The following is a 25,468-nucleotide window of genomic DNA, read 5'->3' as shown; positions in this document are numbered from 1 at the left end:
GATTTTTGCTTTTTTGTTGTTTGCTGCCATCGTGTCCGTTTGGAAGGCGGCTATCGGCCAAACGATGATAATGGGAATTCTTATCTTCAGCCTATTCCTAATGATGATGATATATCGGCAATACTCCTATAAATATTAATAGTCATGCAAAATGTAAAGCTTGCTTTATGGCTGTTTATGCTAATGGCTAATAAATGTTATTCTCAATCTTTTCAAAAGATTTCTAAAAAAATAAAAATTAGCAACCAACAGGAGCCGAAACAGCTTTCTGAATTGAATCATAGAATACGTTTGGAATTGTATGAAAATGGAAATTTAGATTTCCTTAATAAAGGGAACGACACTATTTGGATATTAGAATCACAGTTTATAGACAGCGGGATAATGCTTGGTAGGATATGGTATAAAAGAGGATTTGTTAATTATTCTTTTCAGAGCGGTAAACTAGATACTAAAACATACCAGCCTTTTACTAAGTATATATGTGATTTAATTGAGAAATGGGATAAGAAGAGAATAAGGGAAGAGGAAAGAGAACAATTGTCACCGCTGGTTTCTAAATATATTTACGGTACGAGGGTGATTATAAATCCGGGTGCTATAGCAATAGATACGATTTCATTTAACGAGCTGTTTAATTGGGATAGAGATACGAAGCAGTAACGGTATGATATCCGTTGATGAGGGAGCATATTATTATCCATTTGGGCTAACGATGAGTGGGAAAAGTTCCAGGTGACGTAAATGCAGCAGTGATTTTGTGGGGTGGAGGCCTTCAGCTGGCTTAGATAAAGTTTCTAGGAAGGAGAGGGTTATCGGAATTGTAAGATGAGCTTAACAGGGAGAGTCCGACCAGAATAGTGTGGTCAAAACAGCAAAATTTATACCCCTTATGGTTTTATTTTCAAGGATTATATTAAGGCCTTAGCGATCAGTAGCCATCGCTAAGGCCTTTTCTATTTTAATACCCCGGGTTCTGCGCAAAACCCATAATATCTATCTCCTGCTGCGGTATCGGATACAACAGCCGAAACGCCGGCAGCGTCACTTTTTTATTGGCGAGTATTTCCGAAATAGCCCTGTTGGTGCGTACCAGGTCAAACCAGCGGTCGCATTCGAAAGGCAGCTCCAGCCTGCGTTGCCGGTAGATTTCCGCGCGGAAGCTGGCCTGGTCGGGAAGGTCGGCTGCTGCAAGGGCTGCAAGGCCGGCACGGGTACGGACATTATTAAGATAAGTAAAGGCGTTGCCGCCGGCGGCATATCCCAGCTCATTGAGCACTTCTGCCTGCATCAGCAGGATATCGGCGAAGCGCAGCACAGGAAAATCGTTGCCGGCGTTACCGTTGACCGGCTGATCGAGGAACTTGCGGGGCATGATGTTGGCGTTGCCGGTGGGCTTTACGGGATCCACGAGCGGCTTGCGGAGATCGTTGGCGTCGTAGGCTTTAGTCAGCGTGGTATCGACGGTGATCACCTGAGAGTTTGCATACCAGAAGCCATGGTCCTGGTTGGCCACACCTTTGGCATAACGAACGGCGAATACGATTTCAGCATTGTATTTATTGCCGGTGTTGAACACGTCCGCCACATTGGGCAATAGCGAGAACACTTTGGAATCGATCACTTCCTGTAACACCGTTTGTGCGTTGGCGTATTTTTTCTCATAGAGATATACTTTCCCCAGCAGGCCTTTGGCGGCGCCGGCGGTGATGCGGCCCAGTTCATTGGCCGGATAGGCGTTGGGCAGATTCGCGGCTGCGAAGGTCAAATCTTCTTCTATCAACTTATAAGCAGTAGCCACATCGTCCCGTTTCTGATTCACGGCATTGATGGGATCTACAACGGTTGTCAGCACCGGCACCGCTCCCCAAAGCCGCACCAGGTTGAAATAGTCCAGCGCGCGGATAAACCGGGCTTCCGCTTTGATGCGGTTTTTCAGCTGCTCGTCCATTTTGATGCCATCGATAGCGCCCAGCAGGGTATTGCAACGGAAAATGCCATTGTAAACGCCTACCCATGTGTTATAGAAATTGGTGTTGCCGGGGTTGTCGGAATACCGGTTGATCTGGTAGTTCTGGCCGGCGTTGGAGGACGGGTCCTGGTCGGTGAAGTTGTCGGCCCGTGCCTCCATCAGTATCTGAAAGGTATTGCCATACTGACTGTTCAATGCCAGCGATTCATAACAGCCGTTGACAGCCGTGATAGCGTCTTCCGGTGTTTTGAAAAAAGTGCCGGGAGAGATGGCGGATGGCGGCGTCAGGTTTAAAAAGTCTTTACCGCAGGCGCTCAGCAGCAGTATGAGTACGGGCAGATAAAATATATGCTTTTTCATGATGGTTCGTTAAAAGGTGATGTTAAGTCCCAGGGAATAGACGCGTGCCAGCGGGTAGGAGCCATAGTCTTCACCGGCGGTCAGCGCGTTATCGGTACGGTTGCTGATCTCCGGATTGAACAGCGAATAGTTGGTGAAAGTGAAAGGATTCTGTACGGCGCCGTATATCCTTGCGCCGGAGAGATGTATCCGGCTCAGGAGGGAAGCGGGAAACGTATAGCCGAGGGCGATATTCCGTACTCTGATGAAAGACCCGTCTTCGATATGCCAGGAAGAGGTGATGCCATTGCCGCCGGTAGCGAGGCGGTTGGCCCGGTTCGTATACCCGTTGCCGATATTGTCCGGCGACACGAAGTGGTCTTTTACGAAGCTCAGGTTATTGAAGTTCCCTTCTACGTTGGCGATATAGCGGCGGAACAGATTCAGTATTTTATTGCCCTGGCTGCCCTGGATAGAAAAGCTGAGGTCCAGCTGCTTGTAGCGCAGGGTGTTGCTGAAACCGAAGATGTACCTGGGCTGGAAGCTGCCGATGATGCTCCGGTCGTTAGCATCGATTTTTCCGTCGCCGTTGATGTCTTTGAATTTAAGGTCGCCTGCGTAGGTGGGGTTGCTGGTTTTGGCGGAGCCGTCGAGATCGGCCTTGTCGCGATAAACGCCGTCGGTCACGTACAGGTAGTAGGAGCCGATCGTTTCACCGATTTTAGTGATGAAATACGCATTGCCGGTACCGCCGGTAGCGATGATAGGCGCGCCGGAGGGCCCCAGCCGGGTCACTTTGTTCTTGTTGAAGGAGATATTGGCATTACCTTCCAGTGACCAGTCTTTACCCAGTTTTTTGTTGTAGGACAAAGTGATTTCCACTCCGCGGTTGTTCAGTGCGCCAATGTTCTGCAGATAGGTGCTGAAGCCGGATATGCCGGGTACGGGAAGATTTAAAAGCAGTTTGGTCGTGTTGGAATTATAGAAGTCCACTGTCAGGTTCAGCGCGTCTTTAAAGAATCCTATCTCCAGCCCGGCGTCGAAGCTGGCGGTGCTTTCCCAGGTGAGGTCCGGGTTGGCGGGCGTTACCACCGAAACACCGTTCACCAGTGTCTGGTTGCCGAGGATGTAGTTGCTGTTGCTGGCGTTGGTGCCGTTGTAGTTGGCCAGCTGCGCAAGCGAGCCGTAGTTGGGGATCTGGAAGTTGCCGGTAAGGCCGTAGCTGCTCCGGATTTTCAGGGAACTGACGGCGTTCACGTTTTTAAAGAACGGTTCGTTGGATACCTGCCATGCTGCAGAGATAGCGGGAAAGGACGCCCACTTTTTGTTGATGCCGAAACGGGAGGAGCCGTCTCTTCTCACGGAACCGGTGATGAAGTATTTGTCCGCGTAGCTGTATTGTACCCTTGCCAGCCAGGAATTCAGGCTCCACTGCTCCTGTGAAGAAGAACCGGCGTTGATCTGGCCGGCATTCAGTGTAGTGACGATGTCTGTAGGGAAATTGATGGCGGTCAGGGTGTTGTGTTCCTGGTTTTCTTTCTGCGCTGTAAACCCTGCCAGCGCGTCTATCTTATGTTTGCCGAACAGCTTTGCATACGACAGGGTATGTTCCGTCAGCCAGTTGGTATACTGGTCGGTATTGGAAAAGCCGGTCGCCACGGAGGGCAGGGTGCCGGAGGGGATCGGGAGGGTAGAAGGACGGTAATAGTCCCTGCGGAAAGTATTGATGTCTGCGCCTGCAGCGATTTTGTATTTCAGGCCGGAGAGGATTTCATACTCCATATAGGCATTGGCCATCAGGCGGAAATTCTTCATGCGGTCTTTGATGAGCGTGGCTACGGCGACAGGGTTCAGCTGATTGGTCTGGCCATAACCCCATACGTTCACTGAGTCTGCAAAAGTACCATCGGGATTATGCACCGGGAAGATAGGCGCATATCCCAGGGCCAGCGCTACCACGCCTGAGTTGGGAGCAAACCAGGGACCTTCGGCATTCACGAGGTGATTGTCTGTAAAGGAAGGGCTCATGTTCACTCCGAAACGAAATCGTTTGCTGCCGCCGTCGATGCGGAAACGGCTGGAATACCGTTTATAGTTGTTATTGATCACGATACCGTCCTGATTGAGATAGTTACCGGAGAAATAGTAAGAGAGGTTTTCGTTGCCGCCATAGATGCTGACGTTGTGGCTCTGCATAGGCGCCTGCCGGAAGATCTCTTTCTGCCAGTCGGTATTGGTAAGGCCTTTCTCTCCGGCCAGGTAGGGCAGTACCTGCGGCGGGACCCAGGTGGACGGGTTCCTGGGGCGCACGCTGTTTGGGTCGGTGGGTTTGCCGCCAGGCACTGCATCGAGGTATGCGTTGTTATGGCCATCGTATACCAGTTGGGCATAGTCGTAGGCGTTCAGCACATCTACGTGTTTATTGACCTGCTGGATGCCGTAGTTAGCGTCATAGTTGACCGTCAGTTTGCCGGCAGTGCCTTTTTTAGTACGGATGAGCACCACGCCGGTGGAACCCCGGGAGCCATAGATAGCGGCCGAAGCGGCATCTTTTAATACGTCAATGGAGGCAATGTCGTTGATATTGATCGCTGCCAGCGGGTTGGCCGGCTGCTGATAGTTGTTCGGGCCCGGCGAGGCATTGCGTGTGTCGTTGGTGACCGGCATACCATCGATGACGAACAACGGGTTGTTGCCGGCGCTGATAGAACCTACGCCACGTACCCGGATGGACACGTTGCCACCGGGGGCGCCGTTGGTCTGCATCACCTGTATGCCGGCCATTTTTCCGGCGAGGGCCTGGTCAAAAGAGGTGACCGGCTGCTGCATCAGGTCGGCGGAGCGTACGGAGGCCACGGCGCCGGTAAGTTCTTTCCGGGTGCGGCTGCCGTAGCCCACCACCACCAGTTCATTGAGGCCACGACTGGATTCTTTCATCCGCACCAGCAGCAGGTTACCTTCTCCGGCTTTAACGGTGAAACCATCTACCCGGTTGGGTTCATAGCCGATGAAGGTGAAGGCGAAATCATACTGCGCGCCTGCTTTGAGGCCCTGCAGCTGAAAAACACCCCGCTCGTTGGTGGATGCGTTGTAGGTTTCCTTACCGTTCCGTTGTTTAACGGTAATGGATACACCGATGAGCGGTTCGCCGTTCTCGCTTACCACACTTCCTTTCACGAGAACAGGCTTGCCGGCTTCCTGTGCATAGGCGTGCATGGCACATAGCAGCAATAAAAGAATGCGGGAATACCTTCTTAAAAGTCTGATCATATGATAATGTATTTGTACGATTTTTTTAAAAATGCGTGGCCCTGCACATGCTGCAGCATGCGTCAGATAGCTGAAAGCGGCCTTTCGTTTTTATTTGCTGATAATGATACTATCTGCTGTAGCCCTGAGCTCCAGCTGGTTCATGGCGCATATGGCGGCCAGGATAGACTGCAGGGAATCTCTCTTCAGCACTTTCCCTGTGAAATACAATGCACTGACATCTTCCTGCTGAAAACATACTTTCGTTTTAAAATGCGCTCCCAGGGTATGTAATGCCTGGTCGAGCGGCTCGTTGTTGAAAGAAAGTACTACATTGTTGGCCTCCGGCGCCTTGTTGACCGGCACTTTCGGGCTGCCGGCCCTTTTGATATCGAACGTCCGGGTGATGGTGTTGATGGCATATTCTTCTCCTGGTGACAGATACACGTCTTCCTGCTGATGGGCAGTATGTATCTGCACTTTTCCTTCCGATAGTTTTACTGCCACTTTGTTGACTGTCTGTGTGCTGACTGTAAAAATGGTGCCCAGCGCGGTGACCGTAACGCCAGCCGTTTCCACGGTAAAAGGTTTTTTCGGGTCTGCCTGCACGATAAACTCCGCTTTTCCCTGTAAAGTCAGCCTGCGTAGTACGGCGCTGTCCTTCCACGCGAGCGTGCTGTTGGGCGCCAGTTGTATCACAGAGCCGTCGGCCAGAGCGAGCGTTTTAACGCCGCCGCCGTTGTTACTGATATGACGGCTGGCCACCGTTATTGCTGCTGGCTTGCTCCTGTCTGCCCGGTACTTCAGATAGACGACGCCGATCAATACCAGCACAGCCGCTGCTGCCGATAAAGGAAGCAACAGCGCCCTCAAAGACCGTTTCCGGGAGTGGACCGCCGCGTCAGCCGCTATGGCGGCGTGTAGCCGGTCCAGTAAGGCTGTGGTTTTTTCGGCAGGCAGCACCTGTTCCTTTTCCAGGATGCTTCGCTGGTAAGCTGCCAGCATAGCGGCTTTTAGCGGCTCGTCTGCGCCCTGTTGCATCAGTGTTTCCAGCAGGGCGATGTCCGGTGCGCTTGCCTGCCCTTTCTTGAATTTCTCCAGTAATAAGTAAAACTGTTCCATGTATTCATCTGTAAAAACTCAGGAAAGGGCAAAGAGGGGGGAGGATGGCATGTTACCAAATCGTTAATTACGGGAAATCAGTATTGAAGGTAGGCGCTGAGGAGCAACAAACCCGCTGCAGGAACGGTGGCTTGTTGCGTGGCGATGTAGGTTTTAATAAAGGCGGAGGATGCTTTCAGGTATTCTTTAGCGGTATGATGGGAGATGCCAAGGATGGAGGCGGCTTCCTGCAGTGACTTCCCTTCCAGCCGGCAAAGGCGGAAAATCATCTTCTTCCGGGGCGACAGTTGCTCGATGGCGTCGCTGATCAGGTGCAGCTGCAGGTCTTTCAACAGCGCAAAATTATCGTCTTCGGTGGATACGGGCTGTTGGGGATGTGCCGCCAGCACGGTCTTTTCTTTGGCGGTATTTTTAAGGTGCTGGATAGATTTGTTATAGCTCACTACAAACAGCCAGCGGGCCACATCATGGGTAAGTTCCAGTTTGTGACGGTTGTTCCACAGCGCCATAAAGACCTCCTGCAGGATGTCTTCCGCTACTTCCGGTTGGAAGACCAGCTTACAGATGTTTTTATACACAGCCTGATGATACTGGCTGTAGATACCGTCGAATGCGGAAAGTTCAGCTTTGTTGAGTAGCGTAGTCATTTCAGTTGCACTGTTTCTCGCTGCCAAAAATAGGACCGGGCAAGATAAATTAAAAGAAGGGTAGGTTATATTATGATTATCATTGTGGGATTGGGCAGATCGGAAAAGTATGCTATCTTGTGCACCATGTTTTATAAAAAAGTTTGTTTACCACTGGCGGTGTGCGCAATCGCCGCCTGTAGCAAATCCGGCAAGGATACGGACAAGAATGGTGATCCCGGAGATCTGAACAGTATTTCCATTACCATAGAAGGTAATGTGAACCGAAAAATAGAAAGCAGGGGCCAGGATGTGAATGTGGGCCTGTTGAAGTTTACCAGGACGACCCTCGAAGGATTCGGCGTAGGCAGTATCGTCTTTGACAACAATACCGATGCCAAGACGGCTGTTAATACCGGGCTGATGAAAGTTGAGCTGCAGGAGAAAGGAGAACAACAGGGAACGGCCACCGGCTCTTTGATAGCAGAGAACGGAAACAGCCAGATGGATTACTCGGGCATGGCTTACTTTCTGTATTACGATACTGATCCTGATCAAAAAAACAGTAAAACCTATCTCACATTAACAGAAGTGAAAGATACTGCCGGTCTGCTGAAGCTAAGCGGACGATTCCGGTATAATGCGGCGTATAGCCCCAGCCCTCTGTCTGAGCCTTGTGTAAAAGAAGGTCTTGCCAACGCCGGTCGTATCCCGATGTACAATCCGGACCTCTGCGGCGCCCAAAAGGTGAAAGTGTCCGGTACCTTTACTATTTACCTGGATAAAGTGATGCAGCAGTAGTCATTTGTCTTTAAGCTGCCTGGCTAGCCGTAAGGTACTGAGGGTGCCAACACCCTTTGTAGCAGCCATGCAGGGCGCTATTGATATCAGCTGCATAGAAAATTATGAATGGGCGGACATTGATCTGCTATTACCCGATTATAAGCGGTAACCTTTACCAGCGTCATTTTCACGGTCATTGAACAAAAACAAAGCAGCTCTTGTTTAAGTGCTGTAACAGCGTTATTCCCGAACGAAAATGACCATTTATGCAGTGGATGACTCATGTATTGCAGCAATACCCTGAACTGGCTATCTTCCTTACTATAGCATTGGGCTTCGCTATTGGGCCGTTAAAAATTAAAACCTTCAGTCTTGGCACTGTTACGGCCGTACTGCTGGTAGGTGTGCTGGTGGGGCAACTGAAGATCGATATTTCTCCCACGGTGAAGTCTGTATTTTTCCTGATGTTTTTATTTGCGGTCGGCTATAGCGTAGGCCCCCAGTTTTTCCGCGGACTGAAGAAAACAGGGCTTCCGCAGATGGGTTTCGCCGTGCTGATGTTGCTGACCTGCCTTATCTTCCCCTGGCTCTGCGCGCGTTTTATGGGCTATAATATGGGACAGGCGGCAGGACTGCTGGCCGGGTCGCAGACCATATCCGCCGTGATCGGCGTGGCGGGAGATACCATCAATGGGTTGCCGCTGACCGCTGCACAGAAGACGGACTATAACAATGCCATACCAGTTTGTTACGCGGTGACTTATATATTCGGGACTGCCGGTTCGGCCTGGGTGCTGGCCAGCCTGGCGCCGGCCATGCTGGGGGGACTGGAGAAAGTGAAAAAAGCCTGCAAAGAGTTGGAAGCCTCCATGGGCGCGGGCGACGAAAGCTCGCAGCCGGGCATGATCCCTGCTGATACGGTGGTGGTTTTCCGTGCGTATACTGTTACTGCCGACTGGTTTGGCGATGGTAAAACAGTGCAACAGCTGGAAAAGCACCTGGCGGACGAGCATGTGCGTTTGTTTGTGGAACGGCTCAGGCAGCAGAACAAACTGGTAGATGCCGCGCCGGATGTGGTTATCCGTAAAGGCGATAAAATTGTTTTAAGTGGCCGTCGCGAAGACCTGATGGGCGAAAGAGGACTGATAGGCCCGGAGATACAGGACGCCGAACTGTTGCATTTCCCGGCGGAAGCACTACAGATACTGGTCGCAAAGAAAAATATTGCCGGCATGAAAGTCAGTGCGTTGAGAGCGCAACCCTTTATGCATGGCATCTTTATCCGCAGCATCAAAGCGGCAGACATAGAAGTGCCGGTGATGCCGGACACTGTGCTGGAAAGGGGAGATGTGCTGGAGCTGGTAGGACTTAAAAAAGAAGTGGACAGGGCTGCCAAAGAGATAGGCTACGCTGACAGGCCTACGGAGAAAACAGATATGACCTTCGTGGGGCTGGGTATCGTGATTGGCGGTTTAATAGGAGTGCTGACCGTGCGTATCGGCGGCGTGCCTATCAGTCTCAGTACCAGTGGCGGCGCGCTAATCATCGGTTTGGTGTTCGGCTGGCTCCGCTCGCAGCATCCTACATTTGGACGCATACCTGCACCCGCCTTGTGGGTGATGAACAATGTAGGACTGAATATGTTTATAGCTGTAGTAGGCATCACTGCCGGCCCTGGTTTCGTGGATGGCTTCAAACAGGTAGGCATCAGCCTTTTCCTGGTAGGCGCTGTTGCCACTACCTTGCCCCTGTTGGCAGGGGTGCTGATGGGCAAATATATTTTCAAATTCCACCCCGCATTGATACTGGGCTGCACCGCCGGCGCGCGCACTACCACCGCCGCCCTGGGCGCTATTCAGGATGCGGTGGACAGTAAAACGCCCGCCCTCGGATATACGGTTACCTACGCCGTGGGTAATACGCTGCTGATCATCTGGGGCGTGGTGATTGTCATGCTGATGCGATGAAAACCATATTAGACAGTAGTCTGTGAATCTCCCAAAAAAATAGTGTATGGCCCTCACAAAAATTAAAACCAGCAGAAAAAGAGAACACCTGCTCGAAAGCCTGAGTCCTTTTCAATTGAAAGACGACCTGATCAACCTCGCGGAGGAAGAAAGCCGTAAAGCGGCTACGGTGATGCTGAACGCAGGAAGAGGTAATCCCAACTGGGTGGCGACTACGCCCCGGGAAGCCTTCTTTACCCTCGGACTGTTCGGTATCGAAGAATGCCGCAGGGTGATGGACAATGCAGAGGGCCTGGCGGGGATCCCGGAGAAAAAAGGCATTGCTAAAAGATTCGAAAAATTTCTGTCTGCCAATAAAACAGCGCCTGGGATAGACCTGCTGCAGAAAACCTATAAATATGGCCTTAAACAACACGGTTACGACGCCGACAGCTGGGTGCATGAACTGGCGGAAAGCGTGATCGGCGATCAGTACCCGGTGCCGGACAGGATGCTGGCGCACATGGAGCCTATCGTGCACGACTATATTATCCAGGAGATGTGCAACAACGAACCGCCTGCCGGTAAATACGATCTCTTTGCCGTGGAAGGCGGTACGGCCGCCATGTGCTATATCTTTGACTCGCTGATGCAGAACTTCCTCATCAAAAAAGGAGACAAGATCGCTTTGATGGTACCGGTGTTTACGCCTTATATCGAAATACCGGAGCTGGACCGCTATAGTTTTAAAGTCGTGGAGATCAAGTCCAATTCCATGAACAAAGAGGGACGTCATACCTGGCAGTATCCCGACAGTGAGCTGGAAAAGCTGAAGGACCCGTCTATTCGTATATTGTTTGCCGTGAACCCCAGCAATCCGCCTTCTGCCGCCATTCATCCGGAGTCGCTGAAGAAGATCGTTAAAATTGTAAAGAAAGACAATCCCGGGCTGATGGTGGTAACGGACGATGTGTACGGTACTTTCGTACCCGGCTTTAAATCCCTGATGGCCGCTATTCCCTACAATACCATCGGCGTCTATTCCTTCTCCAAATACTTCGGTTGCACCGGATGGCGTTTAGGCGTGATCGCTATTCATCAGAAAAATATGTTCGACGATAACATCCGCCGGCTGTCTCCCGCTGTCACTAAGACGCTGAACAAACGTTACGGCAGTATTACGCTGGAACCGGCGAAGCTGACATTCATCGACCGCATGGTGGCCGACAGCCGACAGGTGGCCCTGAATCATACGGCAGGCCTGTCGGTGCCGCAGCAGACACAGATGATGCTGTTTTCCGCTTTTGCCCTGCTGGACACGAAAAATAAATACAAGCAGCTCACGCAGGTGCTGGTGCAGAAACGGCTGAAACTATTGTGGGACCAGCTGGAAATACCACTGGTAAAGGATCCGCTCAATGCCGGTTACTATTCAGAGATAGATATACAGGTATGGGCGGAAAAAGTATATGGCGACAAATTCTTTAAGTGGTTACAACAAAATTTTGAACCGGTAGATATCCTGTTCCGGCTGGCGGAGAAGACCGGCGTGGTGTTGCTGAACGGTGGCGGCTTCGACGGCCCGGAATGGTCGGTGCGCGTATCGCTGGCCAACCTGCCTACGGAAGCCTATTCCGTTATCGGCAAGCGCATCACGGAAATTATGCGTGAATACGCCGGTGTATGGAAAAGTAACGGAACTTTGAAAAAATAATCTTTCCCCCAACATTAAAAAGCGGTTGTATGAAAAAACTGTTATGTGTTATCTGTTCGCTGATGATTTGTTTTGCGGTATACGCGCAGCAGCTTCCCCGTGTGAAGATATTGGCCACCGGCGGTACCATCGCCGGTAAAGGCGCGTCCGCAGACCGCGCTGCCTATAAGGCCGGTTCACTGCCTATCCGGGACCTGATTAGTGCAGTACCGGGTATTGAAAAGGTTGCGGAAATTTCAGGGGAACAGATTTCCAACGTGGGCAGCCAGGACATGACGGTAGATATCTGGATCAAGCTCAACAAACGGATCAACGAGATCTTCAAAAATAATGAGGCCGATGGTATCGTGATCACGCATGGTACCGATACACAGGAGGAGACGGCGTATTTCCTTAGTCTTACCTGCCGTTACGACCTGCCGGTAGTGCTCACCGGCTCTATGCGCCCGGCGACGGCCATCAGCGCAGACGGTCCCAAGAACCTCTACGACGCCGTCACCGTAGCTGCCAGCCCTAATTCCAAAGGACGCGGCGTGATGGTAGTGTTCAGCGAAAATATCTTCGACGGCCGTGGCGTGGAAAAGATCAGCACCACCCATGTGGACGCGTTTAAATCACCTAACAGCGGTCCGTTAGGACAAGTGTACGACGGCAAGGTGGTGTATTATATGCACGATCTCCGTAAGGCTAATAAGAACACGCCCTTTGATATCACTGGCCTGGACAAGCTGCCCAACGTGGCGGTGGCCGAACTGTATGCCGATGCGCCTTCCACCGCTATCGATGCCTATGTGGCTTCCGGCGTGGATGGTATCGTTGTTTCCGGCCTGGGCAACGGTAACCTGAATAAAGCCAATGTGGAAGCGGTGACGCGTGCTATCGCCAAAGGCGTGACCGTTTGCCGCGGTTCAAGGGTGGTGTCCGGTCGCGTAACGTTGTTTGATGAAACCGACGACGCTAAGCTGGGCACTTTTGTGGCCGACGACCTGAGTTCGCAGAAAGCCCGCATCCTGCTGATGCTGGGGCTTACGCAGACCAAAGACAAGAAAACGCTTCAGGATTATTTCTTTACGTATTGATACATCCCCCAAAGAAGAGAGACCCCGATAATAGGAGGCTGGCCTGAAAGGCCGGCCTCTTTGCTTTTTTACAGCTCATGGAAAACGAGTATGATGTTTTACCTGTTTCCCGGGAAAGCAAGCCCGGGGCGCCGATTGGCGAACCGGAGGGCTGCCACGGAAGCGAACAGCCAGTGTATCAAAACCGGACACATTTTATTTATTTAAATGTAAAAAAGGTTGGTTTAAAATCCTCTTCAGTTTGGCATTTTTCTTAGATTGTCACCGGCATGATCAAGAACTACTTCCTGGTTGCCTGGCGCAACCTCCTCAATAACAAGGGCTATAGCGCCATTAATATTTTCGGGCTGGCGGCCGGTATTGCCGTGGCGATGGTGATAGCGTTGTGGGTAGTACATGAATATTCGTATGACCGGTTTATGCCGGATCATGACCGTTTGTACAGGGTACAGCGCAACTTTGACAGTAACGGTGATACGCTCACTTTTACAACGGTGTCTCTGAAACTCGCTGATGTATTGCGTAATGAGATTCCCGAGATGGAGTATGTATGTGAAACCGACTGGTTAGGCAGTCATGCATTGAAAGTGGGGGAGCGTAAAGTGGTGATGAACGGCGGCGGTGTGCAGGATGATTTTCTGAAAGCTTTCCAGTTCCGTTTATTACAGGGAGATGCCGCCTCTGTATTTAAAGATCCTTTCTCCATCGTACTCACGGAGACGGCTGCAAAGGCACTGTTCGGCAATGAGAACCCGCTGGGTAAAATGGTGCGGCTAGACAATCAGCACGACCTGGCTGTAACGGGGATTCTGGAAGATTTACCAACGACGTCCACTTTTCGGTTTAAATACCTGTATCCTTTCAGTTTTCTGGATAAGACCAATGATTTTGTGATCAATAATCGTAAGTCCGGCGGGTTTGATGGAAATGCGTTCCAGATTTTTGCGAAACTGAGACCTGACGCTAACGTTGCTCAGGTAGCGGCTAAAATTGCTTTTGTTGAAAAACGGGAGAAAGGCAATGTCAACGCAGAGAAATCGATTGTGATTTTGCAAGCCATGGACCGCTGGCATTTGTTTGGTGAATACAGGAATGGAAAAGAGGCCGGTGGTTTTATCAACTACATCCGTATCTTCAGCAGTGTCGGCATTTTGGTATTGCTGATCGCCTGTATCAACTTTGTAAACCTTACTACGGCGCGTTCAGAGAAGCGGGCGAGAGAGGTGGGTATCCGCAAGGCGGTTGGCTCCCGTCGCCGTAACCTCGTGTTTCAGTTTTTGGCGGAGTCCCTGACGCTGACTTTCATTGCGTTGTTGTGCAGCTTCCTGATTGTGGCGCTGGCATTACCATATTTTAACCGGATGACCGGTGCTGCGGTGCATATCCCTTTGGGAGATATCCGCTTCTGGGGAATCACCATCGTTGGCGTGGCGTTGACGGGTATTACGGCCGGGCTGAAACCGGCATTTTACCTGTCGTCCTTTAATCCGGTTAAAACGTTGAAGGGCACCGTGAAAATTGGTACATCTGCCACCTGGTCCCGCAAAACATTGGTAGTTGTACAATTTACCTGTTCGGTGGTATTAGTGATCAGTACGCTGGTCATCTACCGCCAGATGCAATACGCTAAAAACCGGCCTGCCGGTTTTGAAACATCCCGTTTGATGTCTTCCCTGCTTACGGAAGACATGCTGAAAACCAAAGACGCCTTAAAGCAGGACCTGTTGCAAAGCGGATTGGTGAATCATGTAAGTATGGCCTCCTGTCCGCCGGCGGATATCAACTGGCACACCGATCTTCAGGATTTTCCGGGTAAATTACCGGGGGAAACGGTGGAAATGGGAATGGTACTGACCGGCGATGATTATGTTAATACTATGGGAATGAAACTGCAGGGAGGCCGTGATTTCAGGGCAGGGCTGTCAGATACGCTGAATGTCATGCTAAACGAAGCGGCCGTAAAGCGGCTACGTCTGAAAGATCCATTGAACAGCCAGATTAAATGGAACGATAAATGGTACCGGATAGTAGGGGTAGTGAAGGATGCCCTGATGGTGAATCCTTTCCGTCAGGCTGACCCGACTTTGTTTTTAAAGTCTTATGGCAATGAAATGTATTTATTATACCAACTGGCGCCGGGCGTAGCATCTCACAGGGCTGTAGAGCAGCTTGGAGCTATCTTCAACAGGCATAACCCGGCCTTTCCGTATGTATATGAATTTGTGGACGAGGCCTACAATAATAAATTTCACCAGGAGATGCTTACCGGAAGGTTATCAGGTATTTTCGCCATACTGGCAATCCTGATATCCTGCCTTGGTTTGTTGGGACTGGCCGCTTACATGGCGGAACAACGTACCAAGGAAATTGGGGTCCGTAAAGTGTTGGGGGCATCAATTGCGCAGATTTGGTTCCTGCTGTCCAAAGATTTCATTATGCTCGTACTGTTAAGCTGCCTCATAGCTTCTCCCATCGCTTTATATTCACTCCAGCGCTGGTTGGGGCAGTACGATTACCGTATTACATTAGGCCCTGCCGTATTCCTTTATGCCACCTTACTGGCGCTGATAGTAACGCTGCTGACCATCAGTTTCCAGGCCATCAAAGCGGCCATGGCCAACCCGGTCAGGAGCCTCCGCTCTGAATAGAGCGGCTTTGCGTATATTTATGCCTGAAAACAAGAGAAACGGGCATGGCACTGACAACAGAATCAACATATCAGGCAGCATCAGCAGTAGCCGACATTATAGAAGCGCATTTTATTAAACACCTGGAAACCGCGCAGGCGGAAGGGGTAGACAATCTGGCGTCGGCCCCGTCGGCGCGGGTGGTGGAGAAGATCATCGATGTGGCTTTCTGGGCCAGCCTGCGCCGGGAAGAGGGCAACGCCACCCGCATGTCGCTGGCGTTCGTCAGCCCCGAACAGGCGGGCAAGCCGCTGCTGTTTGAACAGCCGCTGCCACTCACGCCGCAGGTGCTCACCAAGCTGGCGCCGGGCGTGGAAAGGGCCGGCATTCATGTTGGCGTATGGTTTAATGGCGATGAACTGTGTATCTGGGGCACTACCATTAAACTGCCCAATTTCTGTTTTGTGCTGGATGTGTCCGAACCGGGACTGCTGGTCGTGAAGCACCGCCGTATCATGGGGCTGGGCAAGTTCACCAACGTGGCCATGCTTAAAGGCGACCAGATAAAAGTGGTGGACGAAAATTCCGGCAGCACCACCTGCAGCCCTGCATTGCTGAAGTCTCTCCTCGGTGTGGAGTCTTCCTCTCTCTGGAATAATCCTGAAAACGTACTCATACAGATCGCGGTGTCCATGCGGGCGCACAAACGCGGCGGCATTCTGCTGGTAGTGCCGGACAAGAACGCTTCGTGGAAGGAGTCGATCGTGCAGCCCCTGCAATACCCGATATCGCCGGCTTTTGCAGGCGTGGCAGACCTGATCCGCCAGGAAAGTTCTACTGTCAGTGAGATCTTCTGGCAGAACGCCCTGCGCCGCGAAGTGGAAAATATCAGCGGCCTCACCGCTGTAGACGGCGCTACCATTATCAATCAGCATCACGAGCTGCTGGCTTTCGGGGCCAAGATCACCCGGGCCGCTTATTCCTCCCCGGTGGAGAAAGTGCTGATGATGGAACCGGTAATGGGCGGCAGCCCTTCTTATGTGCATCCGTCTTCCATTGGCGGCACCCGGCACCTGTCGGCCGCCCAGTTTGTGCATGACCAGCCGGACGCTATTGCGCTGGTGGCCTCGCAGGACGGCTATTTCACTATTTTTTCCTGGTCGGTGACCAAGCAAATGGTACAGGCCCACAGAATAGATATCCTGTTGCTCTAACAGATAAATCAACCAGATGAAATTTCCTTTGCTGACCACACTGTCCCTGCTGTCTGCGCTGCCGCTGGCGGCTCAGCAGGACACCCTGCATCGCCTGCCGGAGGTAGTGGTAAAATCCTATTTGTCGAAAGAACCGTTATTGCGTATACCCACCGCCGTTAGCGTGCTGTCTCCGCAGCAGCTGGCGCTGCAACAGGGAGCTTCTATGCTGCCTGCCTTCAACGGCATCGCCGGCGTGCGGATGGAAGAGCGGTCGCCCGGCAGCTACCGGCTGTCTATCCGCGGCAGCCTGCTGCGTTCGCCCTTCGGTATCCGCAATGTAAAAATATACATGGACGAAATACCCCTCACCGACGCGGGAGGTAACACCTACCTCAATCTGCCGGACCCTCTGGTGCTGAGCGGCGCCGAAGTGCTGAAAGGCCCCGACGGTAGCCTGTTTGGCGCTAACTCCGGCGGCGTGGTGCGCCTCGATGTATTGCCGCCTGCAGGCGACAGTACCCGCCTGGAAGCCGCTGTGCAGGGAGGCAGCTATGGTCTCTTTCATGCGACGGCCGGTTACCGGCAACAGCTGGGCAACTACGGCTTCCAGCTGTTTCAGGGCTATCAGCAGGCCGACGGCTACCGGCAGAATACGGCCATGCGGCGCTCGTACACACAGCTCGGGCAGCGCTGGGAATACAAACCGGGGTATGTGCTGAAGATGCTTGGCTTCTATTCCGACCTGGGATACCGTACGCCCGGCGGACTGACGCTCGCGCAGCTGGACAAAGACCCGCGCGCCGCACGCCCGGCCACGCCCGCCCTGCCCGGAGCCATCGCGCAAAAAGCAGGCATTTATAACCGTACCGTGCAAGGCGGACTGGTGCATGAAGCACAGTTCAGTCCCCGCTGGCAGCACGTAATCGCCGTGTTTGGCGCCAACACGCATTTCGAGAACCCTTTTATCACCAACTACGAAGCGCGCGATGAAAATACGGCCGGCTTCCGGACCTACCTCTCATGGGTCAATAAGCCTGCGGCCCCGCTGTTTCAGTGGCGGTGGCAGGCAGGTATTGAATGGCAACGGACGGTGTCCGATATCATCAATTACGGCAACAACCTCGGCGTCCGCGGCGCCATACAGGCTGCGGATAAACTGACGGCCGGACAATATTTTTATTTCAGCCGTTTTCATGCACAGCTGCAACGCTGGACATTGGAGGCTGCCGCCAGTATGAACCACTACCATTACACCTATAACCGTGACGGCCACACGAAAGTGGCCTTTACGCCGCAGCTGATGCCGCGCCTGTCGTTATCTTATCTGATCAGCGGGCAGCTGACCGGCAGGGTGACCGTCAGCCGTGGTTATTCTCCTCCGGCTACAGCGGAAGTAAGGGCATCCGATAATGTTATCAATACCGCGCTGCGTCCGGAAACGGGCTGGAACTATGAAGCGGGACTGCGGCTGCTGCCGTTGTCGCGCCGTTATTCCCTCGACCTGACGGGTTTTCATTACCGCATGAAAGACGCCATTGTACGCAAGCTGCGCGACAACGGCGCAGAATTTTTCGTCAATGCCGGCGGCGTGAACCAGACGGGCATAGAGGCGGAAGGAATGCTGCAGCTGCTGGCGCCGCGTTCGCGCGGGTTTATCCGCGGACTGGAGCTGCGCGGCAGTTATACGTGGAGCGATTTTTATTTCAGGGAGTATGTCAGCAGCGGTAAGGATTTCTCCGGCAACCGGGTGACCGGCGTGCCGCGCACCGTGGTGGTGTCCGGGGTGACTGTATATTTACCGAAGTCGGTATACGTGTATGTAGCGCATAACTACACCAGTAGTATTCCGTTGAACGACGCCAACAGCGCCTATGCGCGTGGTTATCATCTGATGCAGTGCAAGGCAGCGTGGCAGTTGCCCGTCCCCGGAAAGTGTAAAATCAGTATACAGGCGGGGGCAGATAATTTGCTGAACCAGTCCTATAGCCTGGGTAATGACCTGAACGCCGCAGGAGAGCGGTATTACAACCCGGCGCCCGGCCGTACTTACTTTGGCGGTATTAATGTGGCGCTGTAATCCGTACAGCGCCACAGGCTATTTTTCATTGAGCAGAAATTTATTGGATATCACTTTAAAGGATATACGTTTATCCGCGGAGCGGACCACCAGTCCTTCCCTTTCAACATGCTTGCCGGCCGGACTGAGCGCAGAGGCGCCTTCGGCGGCCAGCAGAAGTTGGTCTACCGTGTCCGGCAGGGTGAAGGCCGTGTCGAGTACGGGCACGAGCTCCAGTCCCAGTTGCCCGGTCATCTCCCGTAAAGCGGGCAGGGTAAGGTAAGCGTAAGCATCGATATCAAAAGCATTGAAAAAACGGACCGTTTGACCTTTGATGCCGTACGGATTGCCTTGTATTCCTTCTCCGATCAGCTCTCCCTGCAGTGCCATGTTTTTACCAAGGCTGGCCATTTTGGCCGGCAGTTCCAGCTGGCGGGCAATTTTCCAGAAGGTGTTGTTCCCTGTTTCCAGCAGGTCGAGGTTACGGGAGCATACGCCAAAATCACCATCGCGGTAGTAGAAGGTGGCAGAGGAGCCGTCCAGCTTTTCCGTGACGTAGAAGGATTCTTTTTTGTACGCGTCGTATTCCGCGCTGAGGTTCTGGATCCGTTCTTCATCTGTTTTCGGGATGAAGGAGGGGAAGCTGCCTTTCGCCATACCCGCCAGGGAGGCGGGAACGGGCGGTTCGTATTTTACGATGCCCAGCCTGGCGGACACATCTTCTCCCAGCGTGTAGGCGTATCCGTTTAATACAGTTACCGGCAGGAGCAGCCCTTGTGAGATCTGTCCCCGCAGCTTCATAGTTTTGAGGCGAAAGCCGTTTTGTTCGCCCATTTTCCGGAAGGAGCTTTTACGCAGGAATTCAAATTCCGGTTTTTCCGGCAGGAAAGCATCGATTTCGCAGTAGACCGCGAGGTCGCCGATGCGGAATTCCTCTTTTTTAACGACCAGTTTCCATCCTTTTACAGTAGCTACTGCTATCAGGTCGGCGCCGGGTATGGGCTGAAGGTCGTCTATCACCACGACAGACGCCAGTTTACGTTCCATGGGGTAAATAAAGTTTTAAGGTTAACAAAATATATAAGCGCGCAAAGATATATGTTTTTTTTATGGAGATGCCTTTAAATTTGCCGGATGAACGAGCATATTCTGCAAACAAGATACGTGGAGAAGCTGGTAAGGGCGCTGGAGAGCGAGCCGGGGAGGCATATTCATCTGTCGGTAAGAGGGTTGAAGGGAGATATCGTGGTTTCCCTGGTGGACGGTAGCCCGTTGTTGGCAACGTTGCCCGAAGGTGTTCAGCTGAAGTTTGACACGGCCCTGAAGGTGCGTTATCCTGCCGATCCGGTGGAGGTGTTTCATGTGTTTACCGGGCGGGAGCCGGTAGTGTTTTACCAGGAGCAGCTGCTGACGGGTGTTAACGAACACCTGGAGATAGCGCTCATTGCGCTGCTGCGCGAGCTGCATATCGCCATAGCCAGGGCCATTGAGATTCCGGCGCTGCTGCGGCAGCGGTCTGCCGAAGAAGAGCTGGCGGACCTCCGGGAGCTGATTGCGTTGCTGACGCCCGGCGTATATGCCGACGAAGCTGACCTGGACACCATCGCTCATGCGCTGTACCTGGCGTGGAGCGCGCCATCGTCTTTCGCGGCTTTCCATCCGGAGTTTATGGAAGACGAAGAAGGGGAGGACCTGTTTCTTTCCGTATTGATAAAAGCGGCGCCCGTAGTGCGTTGCCCTTTGTTTCCGGCTGCGGCCGGGCTGGAAGAATGTGTGAGTGAGCTGACGGGGGAGGATTTTAACCTGCCCGCCTCGCTGCAGGGGCCGGCGCTGTTTACGCAGGCACAGGCGCAGTTACTGCCGCTGGACTGGCAGCTGCTGCATATGGACATCTCGCCGGAGGATTATTACCTGCTGGTGGTGAAGCCTGCTGCAGTGGAGCGTGTCATCGCCCTTGGAGAGCGGTTTAATACCGCGTTTAAAAATATTTTCTGACGCTGCTGACATAGGGTTGTCACACCCTGGTTTTTACTTTGTTTTCAGAAAACAAAACGTAACTACCATGTCTGTGATTCAAGCATTACTGAAAGAGATGAACGAGGAAGCAGTGACTTCCCGTAAGATGCTGTCCCGCATCCCGGAGGACAAATACAACTGGCAGCCGCATCCCAAAAGCATGACCATGCTGCGGTTGGCGACCCATGTGGCGGAGCTGCCCGGCTGGGTTACCATGACGCTGAACACGCCTGAACTGGATTTTTCAACAATGGATTATAAGCCGGCGCCTGTGAAGAACACGCAGGAGCTGCTGGATTATTTCGACGCTACCCTGGAAGACGGTAAAAAACACCTGGAAGCCGCCGATCCGGAGCAGCTGAATGATCTATGGACGTTACGGGACGGAGACCATGTTATCAGTACCCGCACCAAAGCGGAGGTGATCCGGATGGCTTACTGCCAGATTGTGCACCACAGGGCACAGCTGGGCGTATACCTGCGCCTTCTGGACATACCGATTCCCGGCAGCTACGGGCCAAGTGCTGACGAGAACTGATGCTAAAACGCCTTTCTGCCGGTACGGGCCCCGGTGGAAAGGCGTTTTATGCTGAACAATACTGTACGAATTTATCCAGGATGAAATCCCAGCCTTCCGGGTTGTTCATGGCTTCCCTATACAAACCTCCTTTCTGTCCGTGCCGCGCAAAATGCCGGTGTCCGAAATCGATCCTCGTCTTCTGATCGCTCTCCTTAAAAAAGTGCAAAAACACCTCACTGGCTTTGTCCGGGTCCGGCTCGGGCGTTCTGTCAGGCCCAATCTGCCATAAAAAGGCGATGCTTTCCCCTTCGGTAATGTAAATGACCCGGCCCCAGTCGCACCGGAACTCATACGGGCCTGTTTCGGTGCAAAGGCCGTTGACCGCCGGATGGATGCGGATATTCAGCAATTTTTCGCCCGACCAGGTATAGGCTTTGGGCCACCATTCATTGATTTCGTAGACGAATTTCGTATAGGCCTGGTCCGGAGGTACCGGTACCTGAAGATGCCTGGTGATATTTGGTATTTCCATGGTTGTTTTTTGCACAATTTTCAGGCCGGAGTATTACATCCTTTACAACTCCAGGGGACTACTCCCGGTAAGCGCCCTGGCATCTTTGGCAAAGTGTGAAAAATCGGTGTAACCAAAATCTTCATAATAGAAGTTATATCCGCAGGACCTGTATTCCTGCAGGGCTTTTTTAAAGCGGATGGTCTTCTGTGCAAATTTGGGCGTTACGCCCAGTGTTGACAGGAAGTATCTTCTCAAAGACGCGTAGGTGACGTGCAGGCTGCCACAGAGATGTTGCAGCCCTTTCTCGTCCTTTAGCTGCAACGATTCAAATTTACGGAGGCAGTGCGCCACCATGTCGAACCGGTGATCGGTATCGGGAAGCTCCACCAGCGTCAGCTGCAGGGCGTGTTCACAGTGCCGGACGCGGTCCGCAAAATGAGTGGCCGCAGTCAGTTGTTCTTCCAGGCAGGTGTTTTTAAAGAGGCCCGTATCTCTCGATAAGAAGGGCAGGGGCAGCTGACTGTTTTCCAGTTCAGCCGGAGGGCAGCGGAAAAGCCTGGCAGCGGCCCCGGGTTTTAATTTTATAAAGAATATCAGGGTGCCGGGGGCGTACAGGCTGCTGTAAGAATGGGTGAGATGCCCGAGGAACTGCGAATGTTGCAACCGGAGCACCCTGCCATTGGCATCGTCGACGGAAGTCCATGCCGTGGGGCGCAGGGGAAAAGCCAGCAGCGTCGTCACCGCCGGCAGCCCTTTCATGGATTGCATAGCCGTGGCATGAGACAGGTCTATCTCAAAGTAATATTCAACAAGGGAACACAGCGCAGGAGAAGGATAGGCGATCCTGAGCGGATGCCCTGTTTCATTTTCAAATATGACCCTTGCTGTGTTGCGCATGTTTGATAAGCAGACTTAAACCGATACCGGATATCAGGCAGCGTTCCTTTTTATTGCCCGTCAGTTGCTGGGTCCAGTCGGTGAAACCGCCGTCCGCAATCTCCATTTCAGGGCCCTGCCCCGGTTGTATCATCACTTTGAACTGCAGTCCTTTGTAGTAGTTGTTCTCTTCCGCCTGCGGTTCAACCGTTACTTTCATGGGCATGCCGGCAGACAGTTCCCCGATCGCGGCGATCAGCGTATCGCCTTTATAGCCGCTGCGCGGGATGATTTTCACGGATACCTGCTGTACAGCAAAAATAACGGTTAACAGCCAATAAATATGCAACAGTTGTTCCTTTACTGACGTGCATTCAAACGTGTAGTTACCCGTGTCTTTCCCCGCCGCCACCATGCAGGCTACCTTAAAGTGCGGCGTATAGCTTTTCCCGGGGAGCCGCATCGCCCGGATATGCCGGTGAACGGTACTGTAGCGGAGTATGTCGCTGTTGAACCCGCCCTCGCTCCGGATACCAGCCATATGCAGCGCCAGGGCGTTGGTAGCGTCGGCCATTACCTCCGTATGCCGGATAGCGGAGATGATCTTCTTCTGGCTCACGGTGCCCACTACGGCACAGCTGCCGAACTGTCCCACCGGGGACAGCTCCAGCGGCTGGTAGCCCTGCTGCCGCAGGTAACGCAGTATCTCCAGTTCTTTCTCCAGCATCAGGACCATGTCCGTGTCTGCCGGTTGAGCGAAGGCATTGCGCTGGTATTGCTGCAACAGCGTTCCGGCAGATAGCTGTTCCGCCCGCAGCCGGTACACTTCCATCAACAGCGACGAGAGATCGGAGCCGCTGAGGGAGCCGAGCGCCTCCACGATGCCCGGCACGCCGGTTTTGTTACTTATTTTCTGCGTTATGTGGTTCGTCATCAGCAGTTCAGTTTAACGATGAGATGTTCGTCCATCAGGCGGCCCTGTTTAATAATCGCTTTCTCTTTGACCGCCTCCAGGTGATACCCGTTTTTTAATAAGACTTTCTTTGACGCTTCATTACCGGCAAATATACCTGCATAGATGCGATAGGTGTTCATTTCCCGGAAAGCGTAGTCCGTCAGCAGCGCCACCGCTTCCGTCATGATACCCTTGCCGTGATAAGGCGCGCCCAGCCAGTAGCCAATCTCCGCCGAATGGCGATAGATGTCCGCCTGTCGTGACAGCGTGATCACACCGGCAATTTTATCCTTTTCATAGATGCCCCAGGTGGGCTCCGATTGACCGTTCTGCAGCAGCGCGAAGAACGTCTCCGCATCTTTCAGTGAGTACGGCGACGGGAAGCTGTCCCGCAGATTAGCCGCAACAGCCGGGTCGTTGGCCAGTACGGCGAGGTCCTGTAAGTCGCCGCGGGTAATGGCTTTCAGCGTAACATCGTGTTTTCCCGTGAGGGTGATAATTGTTTGCATGGTACAAAAGTACGACGGCCTTTCCCGGCGATTGGTGTAAAAAACTTACATTCTATGCACTGGAAATCAGATATTTATTTTGTGAGATGAATTATTTTTCTATCTTTGCAGTCCTTTCGAAAAAAGGAATGATTCCGTAGCTCAGTTGGTAGAGCAATACACTTTTAATGTATGGGCCCTGGGTTCGAGTCCCAGCGGGATCACAAACAACTTACAAACCTCGCGCATGGCGCGGGGTTTTGTTTTTTAGTGGAGCGTTTGGTCGCGTTTCTTTTATATAACCCCGATTTCTTTCCCCGCACTTTATACAGGTTAATCAGCTTCTACTAAGATATGAAGAATGGCAATGAAATTTATGAGTTCTAAAGGGAAATACTGTTATTGAAGAAATAAAAAATGTGCGCCCAGTATTCCGCCGACGCCGCAAATATTCTCCCGAACACCGCAATTATCGATCGCTCTCACTCAAATATTCATCTCGCCTCAACAGTGTAACTCCTTCGGCTACTTTTACATCATCATTAAAAACTACATCACATGAAAAAGTTACAAAAACTGGTTGCCAAAGCGGTAACATCCCCTGAAACCCTGAAAGGCGGCAGATTAATGCAGATGGAAGCTTTCACCGACGGTGGTGATAAAACTACCTACAACACCGCGAGCTGGAATGGCAGACACTATGTTACTGACGTAAATCAGGACCCCGGAAATTAATCGTACCCCGGAAAAATGTTAACCTGTTAAATTGGAAAAACGATGAAAAAGAAATTGTCAAAACTGAATGCAAAGAAGGTAGAAGCGCCTGCAGTCATTAAAGGTGGCCTGTTACAAATGGTCTCCGATACTTCAGGTGGCGACTGCTACTTCACCACCGCCTTTTGCACCCAAAGAGGGGATCAGTTCTCCTGCGATCACAAAACAGATTGTTAATTAATTACCCGGAAAAAAACGTTTAACCTTTAAATCAAAAACCATGGACAAGAAACTGTCAAAACTGAATGCAAAAAAAGTAGAGAACTCCGAAGCAGTTAAAGGCGGCCTGATGGCGCTGGCTAGCATGGAAATGGATGGTGGTGTTACTACCCACTCTGCTACCCAAAGAGGTGATCAGTATTTCTGCGATCACAAACAAGACAACTAATCAACCTTCATTTATTCATTCATTCAATATTACAACACATGAAAAAGTTAGAAAAACTGGTCCCTAAAGCGGTAACATCTCCTGAAACACTGAAAGGCGGCTTAATGCAGCTGCAATGCCTGGAAGACGGCGACAAAACCACCAGCAACAGCGCTTCCTGGAATGGCAGGCATTATGTTACGGATACCAAAGCGGACTAAGTACATCCCCAAAAAAAGTAGTTAACCT

General features: G+C 52.0%; 23 protein-coding genes and 1 tRNA gene. 15 read left to right on the top strand and 9 right to left on the bottom strand.

Annotated elements, in window-relative coordinates:
* Nucleotides 1–144 precede the first annotated feature (144 nt).
* Nucleotides 145–663: a hypothetical protein gene (locus HF324_RS20640; protein ID WP_168860708.1), complete on the top strand. Its 519-nt coding sequence runs from the start codon at nt 145–147 to the stop codon at nt 661–663.
* Between the two features lie 298 nt (nt 664–961).
* Here the strand turns inward: HF324_RS20640 and HF324_RS20635 are convergent, their stop codons facing one another.
* From HF324_RS20635 to HF324_RS20620, 4 genes are all read right to left on the bottom strand, one after another.
* On the bottom strand, nt 962–2,332 hold the full coding sequence (locus HF324_RS20635; protein WP_168860707.1) for a RagB/SusD family nutrient uptake outer membrane protein: 1,371 nt from the start codon (nt 2,330–2,332) through the stop codon (nt 962–964).
* A gap of 9 nt (nt 2,333–2,341) precedes the next feature.
* Complete coding sequence (locus HF324_RS20630; RefSeq protein ID WP_168804292.1) at nt 2,342–5,581, bottom strand: SusC/RagA family TonB-linked outer membrane protein; 3,240 nt, start codon at nt 5,579–5,581, stop codon at nt 2,342–2,344.
* A gap of 90 nt (nt 5,582–5,671) precedes the next feature.
* Nucleotides 5,672–6,682, bottom strand: coding sequence for a FecR family protein (locus HF324_RS20625; protein ID WP_168860706.1), 1,011 nt, complete (start codon nt 6,680–6,682; stop codon nt 5,672–5,674).
* A 77-nt stretch (nt 6,683–6,759) separates the two neighbouring features.
* Nucleotides 6,760–7,329, bottom strand: a complete 570-nt coding sequence (locus HF324_RS20620; RefSeq protein WP_168804290.1) for an RNA polymerase sigma factor — start codon at nt 7,327–7,329, stop codon at nt 6,760–6,762.
* Between the two features lie 126 nt (nt 7,330–7,455).
* Here HF324_RS20620 and HF324_RS20615 point away from each other — a divergent pair, with 126 nt between their 5' ends.
* From HF324_RS20615 to HF324_RS20585, 7 genes are all read left to right on the top strand, one after another.
* Nucleotides 7,456–8,109, top strand: coding sequence for a hypothetical protein (locus HF324_RS20615; protein WP_168860705.1), 654 nt, complete (start codon nt 7,456–7,458; stop codon nt 8,107–8,109).
* A 248-nt stretch (nt 8,110–8,357) separates the two neighbouring features.
* Nucleotides 8,358–10,058, top strand: a complete 1,701-nt coding sequence (gene aspT, locus HF324_RS20610; protein WP_168804287.1) for an aspartate-alanine antiporter — start codon at nt 8,358–8,360, stop codon at nt 10,056–10,058.
* Nucleotides 10,059–10,104: 46 nt separating this feature from the next.
* Nucleotides 10,105–11,751: an aspartate 4-decarboxylase gene (gene aspD, locus HF324_RS20605; RefSeq protein WP_168860704.1), complete on the top strand. Its 1,647-nt coding sequence runs from the start codon at nt 10,105–10,107 to the stop codon at nt 11,749–11,751.
* Between the two features lie 29 nt (nt 11,752–11,780).
* Nucleotides 11,781–12,830 (top strand): type II asparaginase, encoded by a 1,050-nt coding sequence (locus HF324_RS20600; protein WP_168804285.1) that lies wholly within the window; start codon nt 11,781–11,783, stop codon nt 12,828–12,830.
* Nucleotides 12,831–13,099: 269 nt separating this feature from the next.
* On the top strand, nt 13,100–15,478 hold the full coding sequence (locus tag HF324_RS20595) for an ABC transporter permease (protein WP_168860703.1): 2,379 nt from the start codon (nt 13,100–13,102) through the stop codon (nt 15,476–15,478).
* Between the two features lie 44 nt (nt 15,479–15,522).
* On the top strand, nt 15,523–16,671 hold the full coding sequence (locus tag HF324_RS20590) for a putative sensor domain DACNV-containing protein (protein ID WP_192023265.1): 1,149 nt from the start codon (nt 15,523–15,525) through the stop codon (nt 16,669–16,671).
* 16 nt (nt 16,672–16,687) lie between these two features.
* Nucleotides 16,688–18,730 carry a TonB-dependent receptor gene (locus HF324_RS20585; protein ID WP_168804283.1) on the top strand — a complete coding sequence of 681 codons (2,043 nt, stop codon included), beginning with the start codon at nt 16,688–16,690 and terminating at the stop codon, nt 18,728–18,730.
* Between the two features lie 18 nt (nt 18,731–18,748).
* On the opposite strand, the gene HF324_RS20580 is transcribed toward HF324_RS20585, so the two are convergent.
* Nucleotides 18,749–19,756: an RNA ligase (ATP) gene (locus HF324_RS20580; RefSeq protein WP_168804282.1), complete on the bottom strand. Its 1,008-nt coding sequence runs from the start codon at nt 19,754–19,756 to the stop codon at nt 18,749–18,751.
* Nucleotides 19,757–19,843: 87 nt separating this feature from the next.
* Between HF324_RS20580 and HF324_RS20575 the strand changes: the two genes are divergently transcribed.
* On the top strand, nt 19,844–20,704 hold the full coding sequence (locus tag HF324_RS20575; RefSeq protein ID WP_168860702.1) for a DUF6630 family protein: 861 nt from the start codon (nt 19,844–19,846) through the stop codon (nt 20,702–20,704).
* Between the two features lie 67 nt (nt 20,705–20,771).
* Nucleotides 20,772–21,263: a DinB family protein gene (locus tag HF324_RS20570; protein WP_168804280.1), complete on the top strand. Its 492-nt coding sequence runs from the start codon at nt 20,772–20,774 to the stop codon at nt 21,261–21,263.
* 46 nt (nt 21,264–21,309) lie between these two features.
* On the opposite strand, the gene HF324_RS20565 is transcribed toward HF324_RS20570, so the two are convergent.
* The 4 genes from HF324_RS20565 to HF324_RS20550 are packed head-to-tail and all read right to left on the bottom strand — an operon-like array spanning nt 21,310 to nt 24,099.
* Complete coding sequence (locus HF324_RS20565) at nt 21,310–21,777, bottom strand: SRPBCC family protein (protein WP_168860701.1); 468 nt, start codon at nt 21,775–21,777, stop codon at nt 21,310–21,312.
* A gap of 42 nt (nt 21,778–21,819) precedes the next feature.
* The gene (locus HF324_RS20560; RefSeq protein WP_168860700.1) at nt 21,820–22,656 is read right to left on the bottom strand and encodes a helix-turn-helix domain-containing protein; all 837 of its coding nucleotides are present in this window, start codon (nt 22,654–22,656) and stop codon (nt 21,820–21,822) included.
* A complete protein-coding gene (locus HF324_RS20555) occupies nt 22,628–23,569 on the bottom strand; it encodes a hypothetical protein (RefSeq protein ID WP_168804277.1) in 942 nt (313 codons plus the stop codon). The genes HF324_RS20560 and HF324_RS20555 overlap by 29 nt, the downstream gene beginning before the upstream one ends.
* The gene (locus tag HF324_RS20550; RefSeq protein ID WP_168860699.1) at nt 23,569–24,099 is read right to left on the bottom strand and encodes a GNAT family N-acetyltransferase; all 531 of its coding nucleotides are present in this window, start codon (nt 24,097–24,099) and stop codon (nt 23,569–23,571) included. Before HF324_RS20550 ends, HF324_RS20555 begins: the two co-directional genes overlap by 1 nt.
* A gap of 130 nt (nt 24,100–24,229) precedes the next feature.
* On the opposite strand from HF324_RS20550, the gene HF324_RS20545 reads away from it, so the two are divergent.
* The 5 genes from HF324_RS20545 (at nt 24,230) to HF324_RS20525 (ending at nt 25,440) form a co-directional block, all read left to right on the top strand.
* Nucleotides 24,230–24,302, top strand: a tRNA-Lys gene (locus HF324_RS20545).
* 334 nt (nt 24,303–24,636) lie between these two features.
* Entirely contained in the window at nt 24,637–24,813 is a 177-nt protein-coding gene (locus tag HF324_RS20540) for a hypothetical protein (protein ID WP_159455957.1), read from the top strand.
* A gap of 42 nt (nt 24,814–24,855) precedes the next feature.
* Complete coding sequence (locus HF324_RS20535) at nt 24,856–25,029, top strand: hypothetical protein (protein WP_168860698.1); 174 nt, start codon at nt 24,856–24,858, stop codon at nt 25,027–25,029.
* A gap of 43 nt (nt 25,030–25,072) precedes the next feature.
* On the top strand, nt 25,073–25,240 hold the full coding sequence (locus HF324_RS20530) for a hypothetical protein (protein ID WP_159455959.1): 168 nt from the start codon (nt 25,073–25,075) through the stop codon (nt 25,238–25,240).
* A 38-nt stretch (nt 25,241–25,278) separates the two neighbouring features.
* Nucleotides 25,279–25,440 (top strand): hypothetical protein, encoded by a 162-nt coding sequence (locus HF324_RS20525; RefSeq protein WP_159455960.1) that lies wholly within the window; start codon nt 25,279–25,281, stop codon nt 25,438–25,440.
* The last annotated feature ends 28 nt before the right edge of the window (nt 25,441–25,468 follow it).

It is taken from the genome of Chitinophaga oryzae (assembly GCF_012516375.2).
Taxonomy (GTDB): domain Bacteria; phylum Bacteroidota; class Bacteroidia; order Chitinophagales; family Chitinophagaceae; genus Chitinophaga; species Chitinophaga oryzae.
This window is presented reverse-complemented; position numbering and strand designations above follow the sequence as displayed.

Bases quoted from the DNA above. Each gene is read 5' to 3' on its own strand.
- HF324_RS20640 (WP_168860708.1), top strand. From the start codon at position 145: ATGCAAAATGTAAAGCTTGCTTTATGGCTGTTTATGCTAATGGCTAAT.
- HF324_RS20635 (WP_168860707.1), bottom strand. From the start codon at position 2,332: ATGAAAAAGCATATATTTTATCTGCCCGTACTCATACTGCTGCTGAGC.
- HF324_RS20630 (WP_168804292.1), bottom strand. From the start codon at position 5,581: ATGATCAGACTTTTAAGAAGGTATTCCCGCATTCTTTTATTGCTGCTA.
- HF324_RS20625 (WP_168860706.1), bottom strand. From the start codon at position 6,682: ATGGAACAGTTTTACTTATTACTGGAGAAATTCAAGAAAGGGCAGGCA.
- HF324_RS20620 (WP_168804290.1), bottom strand. From the start codon at position 7,329: ATGACTACGCTACTCAACAAAGCTGAACTTTCCGCATTCGACGGTATC.
- HF324_RS20615 (WP_168860705.1), top strand. From the start codon at position 7,456: ATGTTTTATAAAAAAGTTTGTTTACCACTGGCGGTGTGCGCAATCGCC.
- aspT (WP_168804287.1), top strand. From the start codon at position 8,358: ATGCAGTGGATGACTCATGTATTGCAGCAATACCCTGAACTGGCTATC.
- aspD (WP_168860704.1), top strand. From the start codon at position 10,105: ATGGCCCTCACAAAAATTAAAACCAGCAGAAAAAGAGAACACCTGCTC.
- HF324_RS20600 (WP_168804285.1), top strand. From the start codon at position 11,781: ATGAAAAAACTGTTATGTGTTATCTGTTCGCTGATGATTTGTTTTGCG.
- HF324_RS20595 (WP_168860703.1), top strand. From the start codon at position 13,100: ATGATCAAGAACTACTTCCTGGTTGCCTGGCGCAACCTCCTCAATAAC.
- HF324_RS20590 (WP_192023265.1), top strand. From the start codon at position 15,523: ATGGCACTGACAACAGAATCAACATATCAGGCAGCATCAGCAGTAGCC.
- HF324_RS20585 (WP_168804283.1), top strand. From the start codon at position 16,688: ATGAAATTTCCTTTGCTGACCACACTGTCCCTGCTGTCTGCGCTGCCG.
- HF324_RS20580 (WP_168804282.1), bottom strand. From the start codon at position 19,756: ATGGAACGTAAACTGGCGTCTGTCGTGGTGATAGACGACCTTCAGCCC.
- HF324_RS20575 (WP_168860702.1), top strand. From the start codon at position 19,844: ATGAACGAGCATATTCTGCAAACAAGATACGTGGAGAAGCTGGTAAGG.
- HF324_RS20570 (WP_168804280.1), top strand. From the start codon at position 20,772: ATGTCTGTGATTCAAGCATTACTGAAAGAGATGAACGAGGAAGCAGTG.
- HF324_RS20565 (WP_168860701.1), bottom strand. From the start codon at position 21,777: ATGGAAATACCAAATATCACCAGGCATCTTCAGGTACCGGTACCTCCG.
- HF324_RS20560 (WP_168860700.1), bottom strand. From the start codon at position 22,656: ATGCGCAACACAGCAAGGGTCATATTTGAAAATGAAACAGGGCATCCG.
- HF324_RS20555 (WP_168804277.1), bottom strand. From the start codon at position 23,569: ATGACGAACCACATAACGCAGAAAATAAGTAACAAAACCGGCGTGCCG.
- HF324_RS20550 (WP_168860699.1), bottom strand. From the start codon at position 24,099: ATGCAAACAATTATCACCCTCACGGGAAAACACGATGTTACGCTGAAA.
- HF324_RS20540 (WP_159455957.1), top strand. From the start codon at position 24,637: ATGAAAAAGTTACAAAAACTGGTTGCCAAAGCGGTAACATCCCCTGAA.
- HF324_RS20535 (WP_168860698.1), top strand. From the start codon at position 24,856: ATGAAAAAGAAATTGTCAAAACTGAATGCAAAGAAGGTAGAAGCGCCT.
- HF324_RS20530 (WP_159455959.1), top strand. From the start codon at position 25,073: ATGGACAAGAAACTGTCAAAACTGAATGCAAAAAAAGTAGAGAACTCC.
- HF324_RS20525 (WP_159455960.1), top strand. From the start codon at position 25,279: ATGAAAAAGTTAGAAAAACTGGTCCCTAAAGCGGTAACATCTCCTGAA.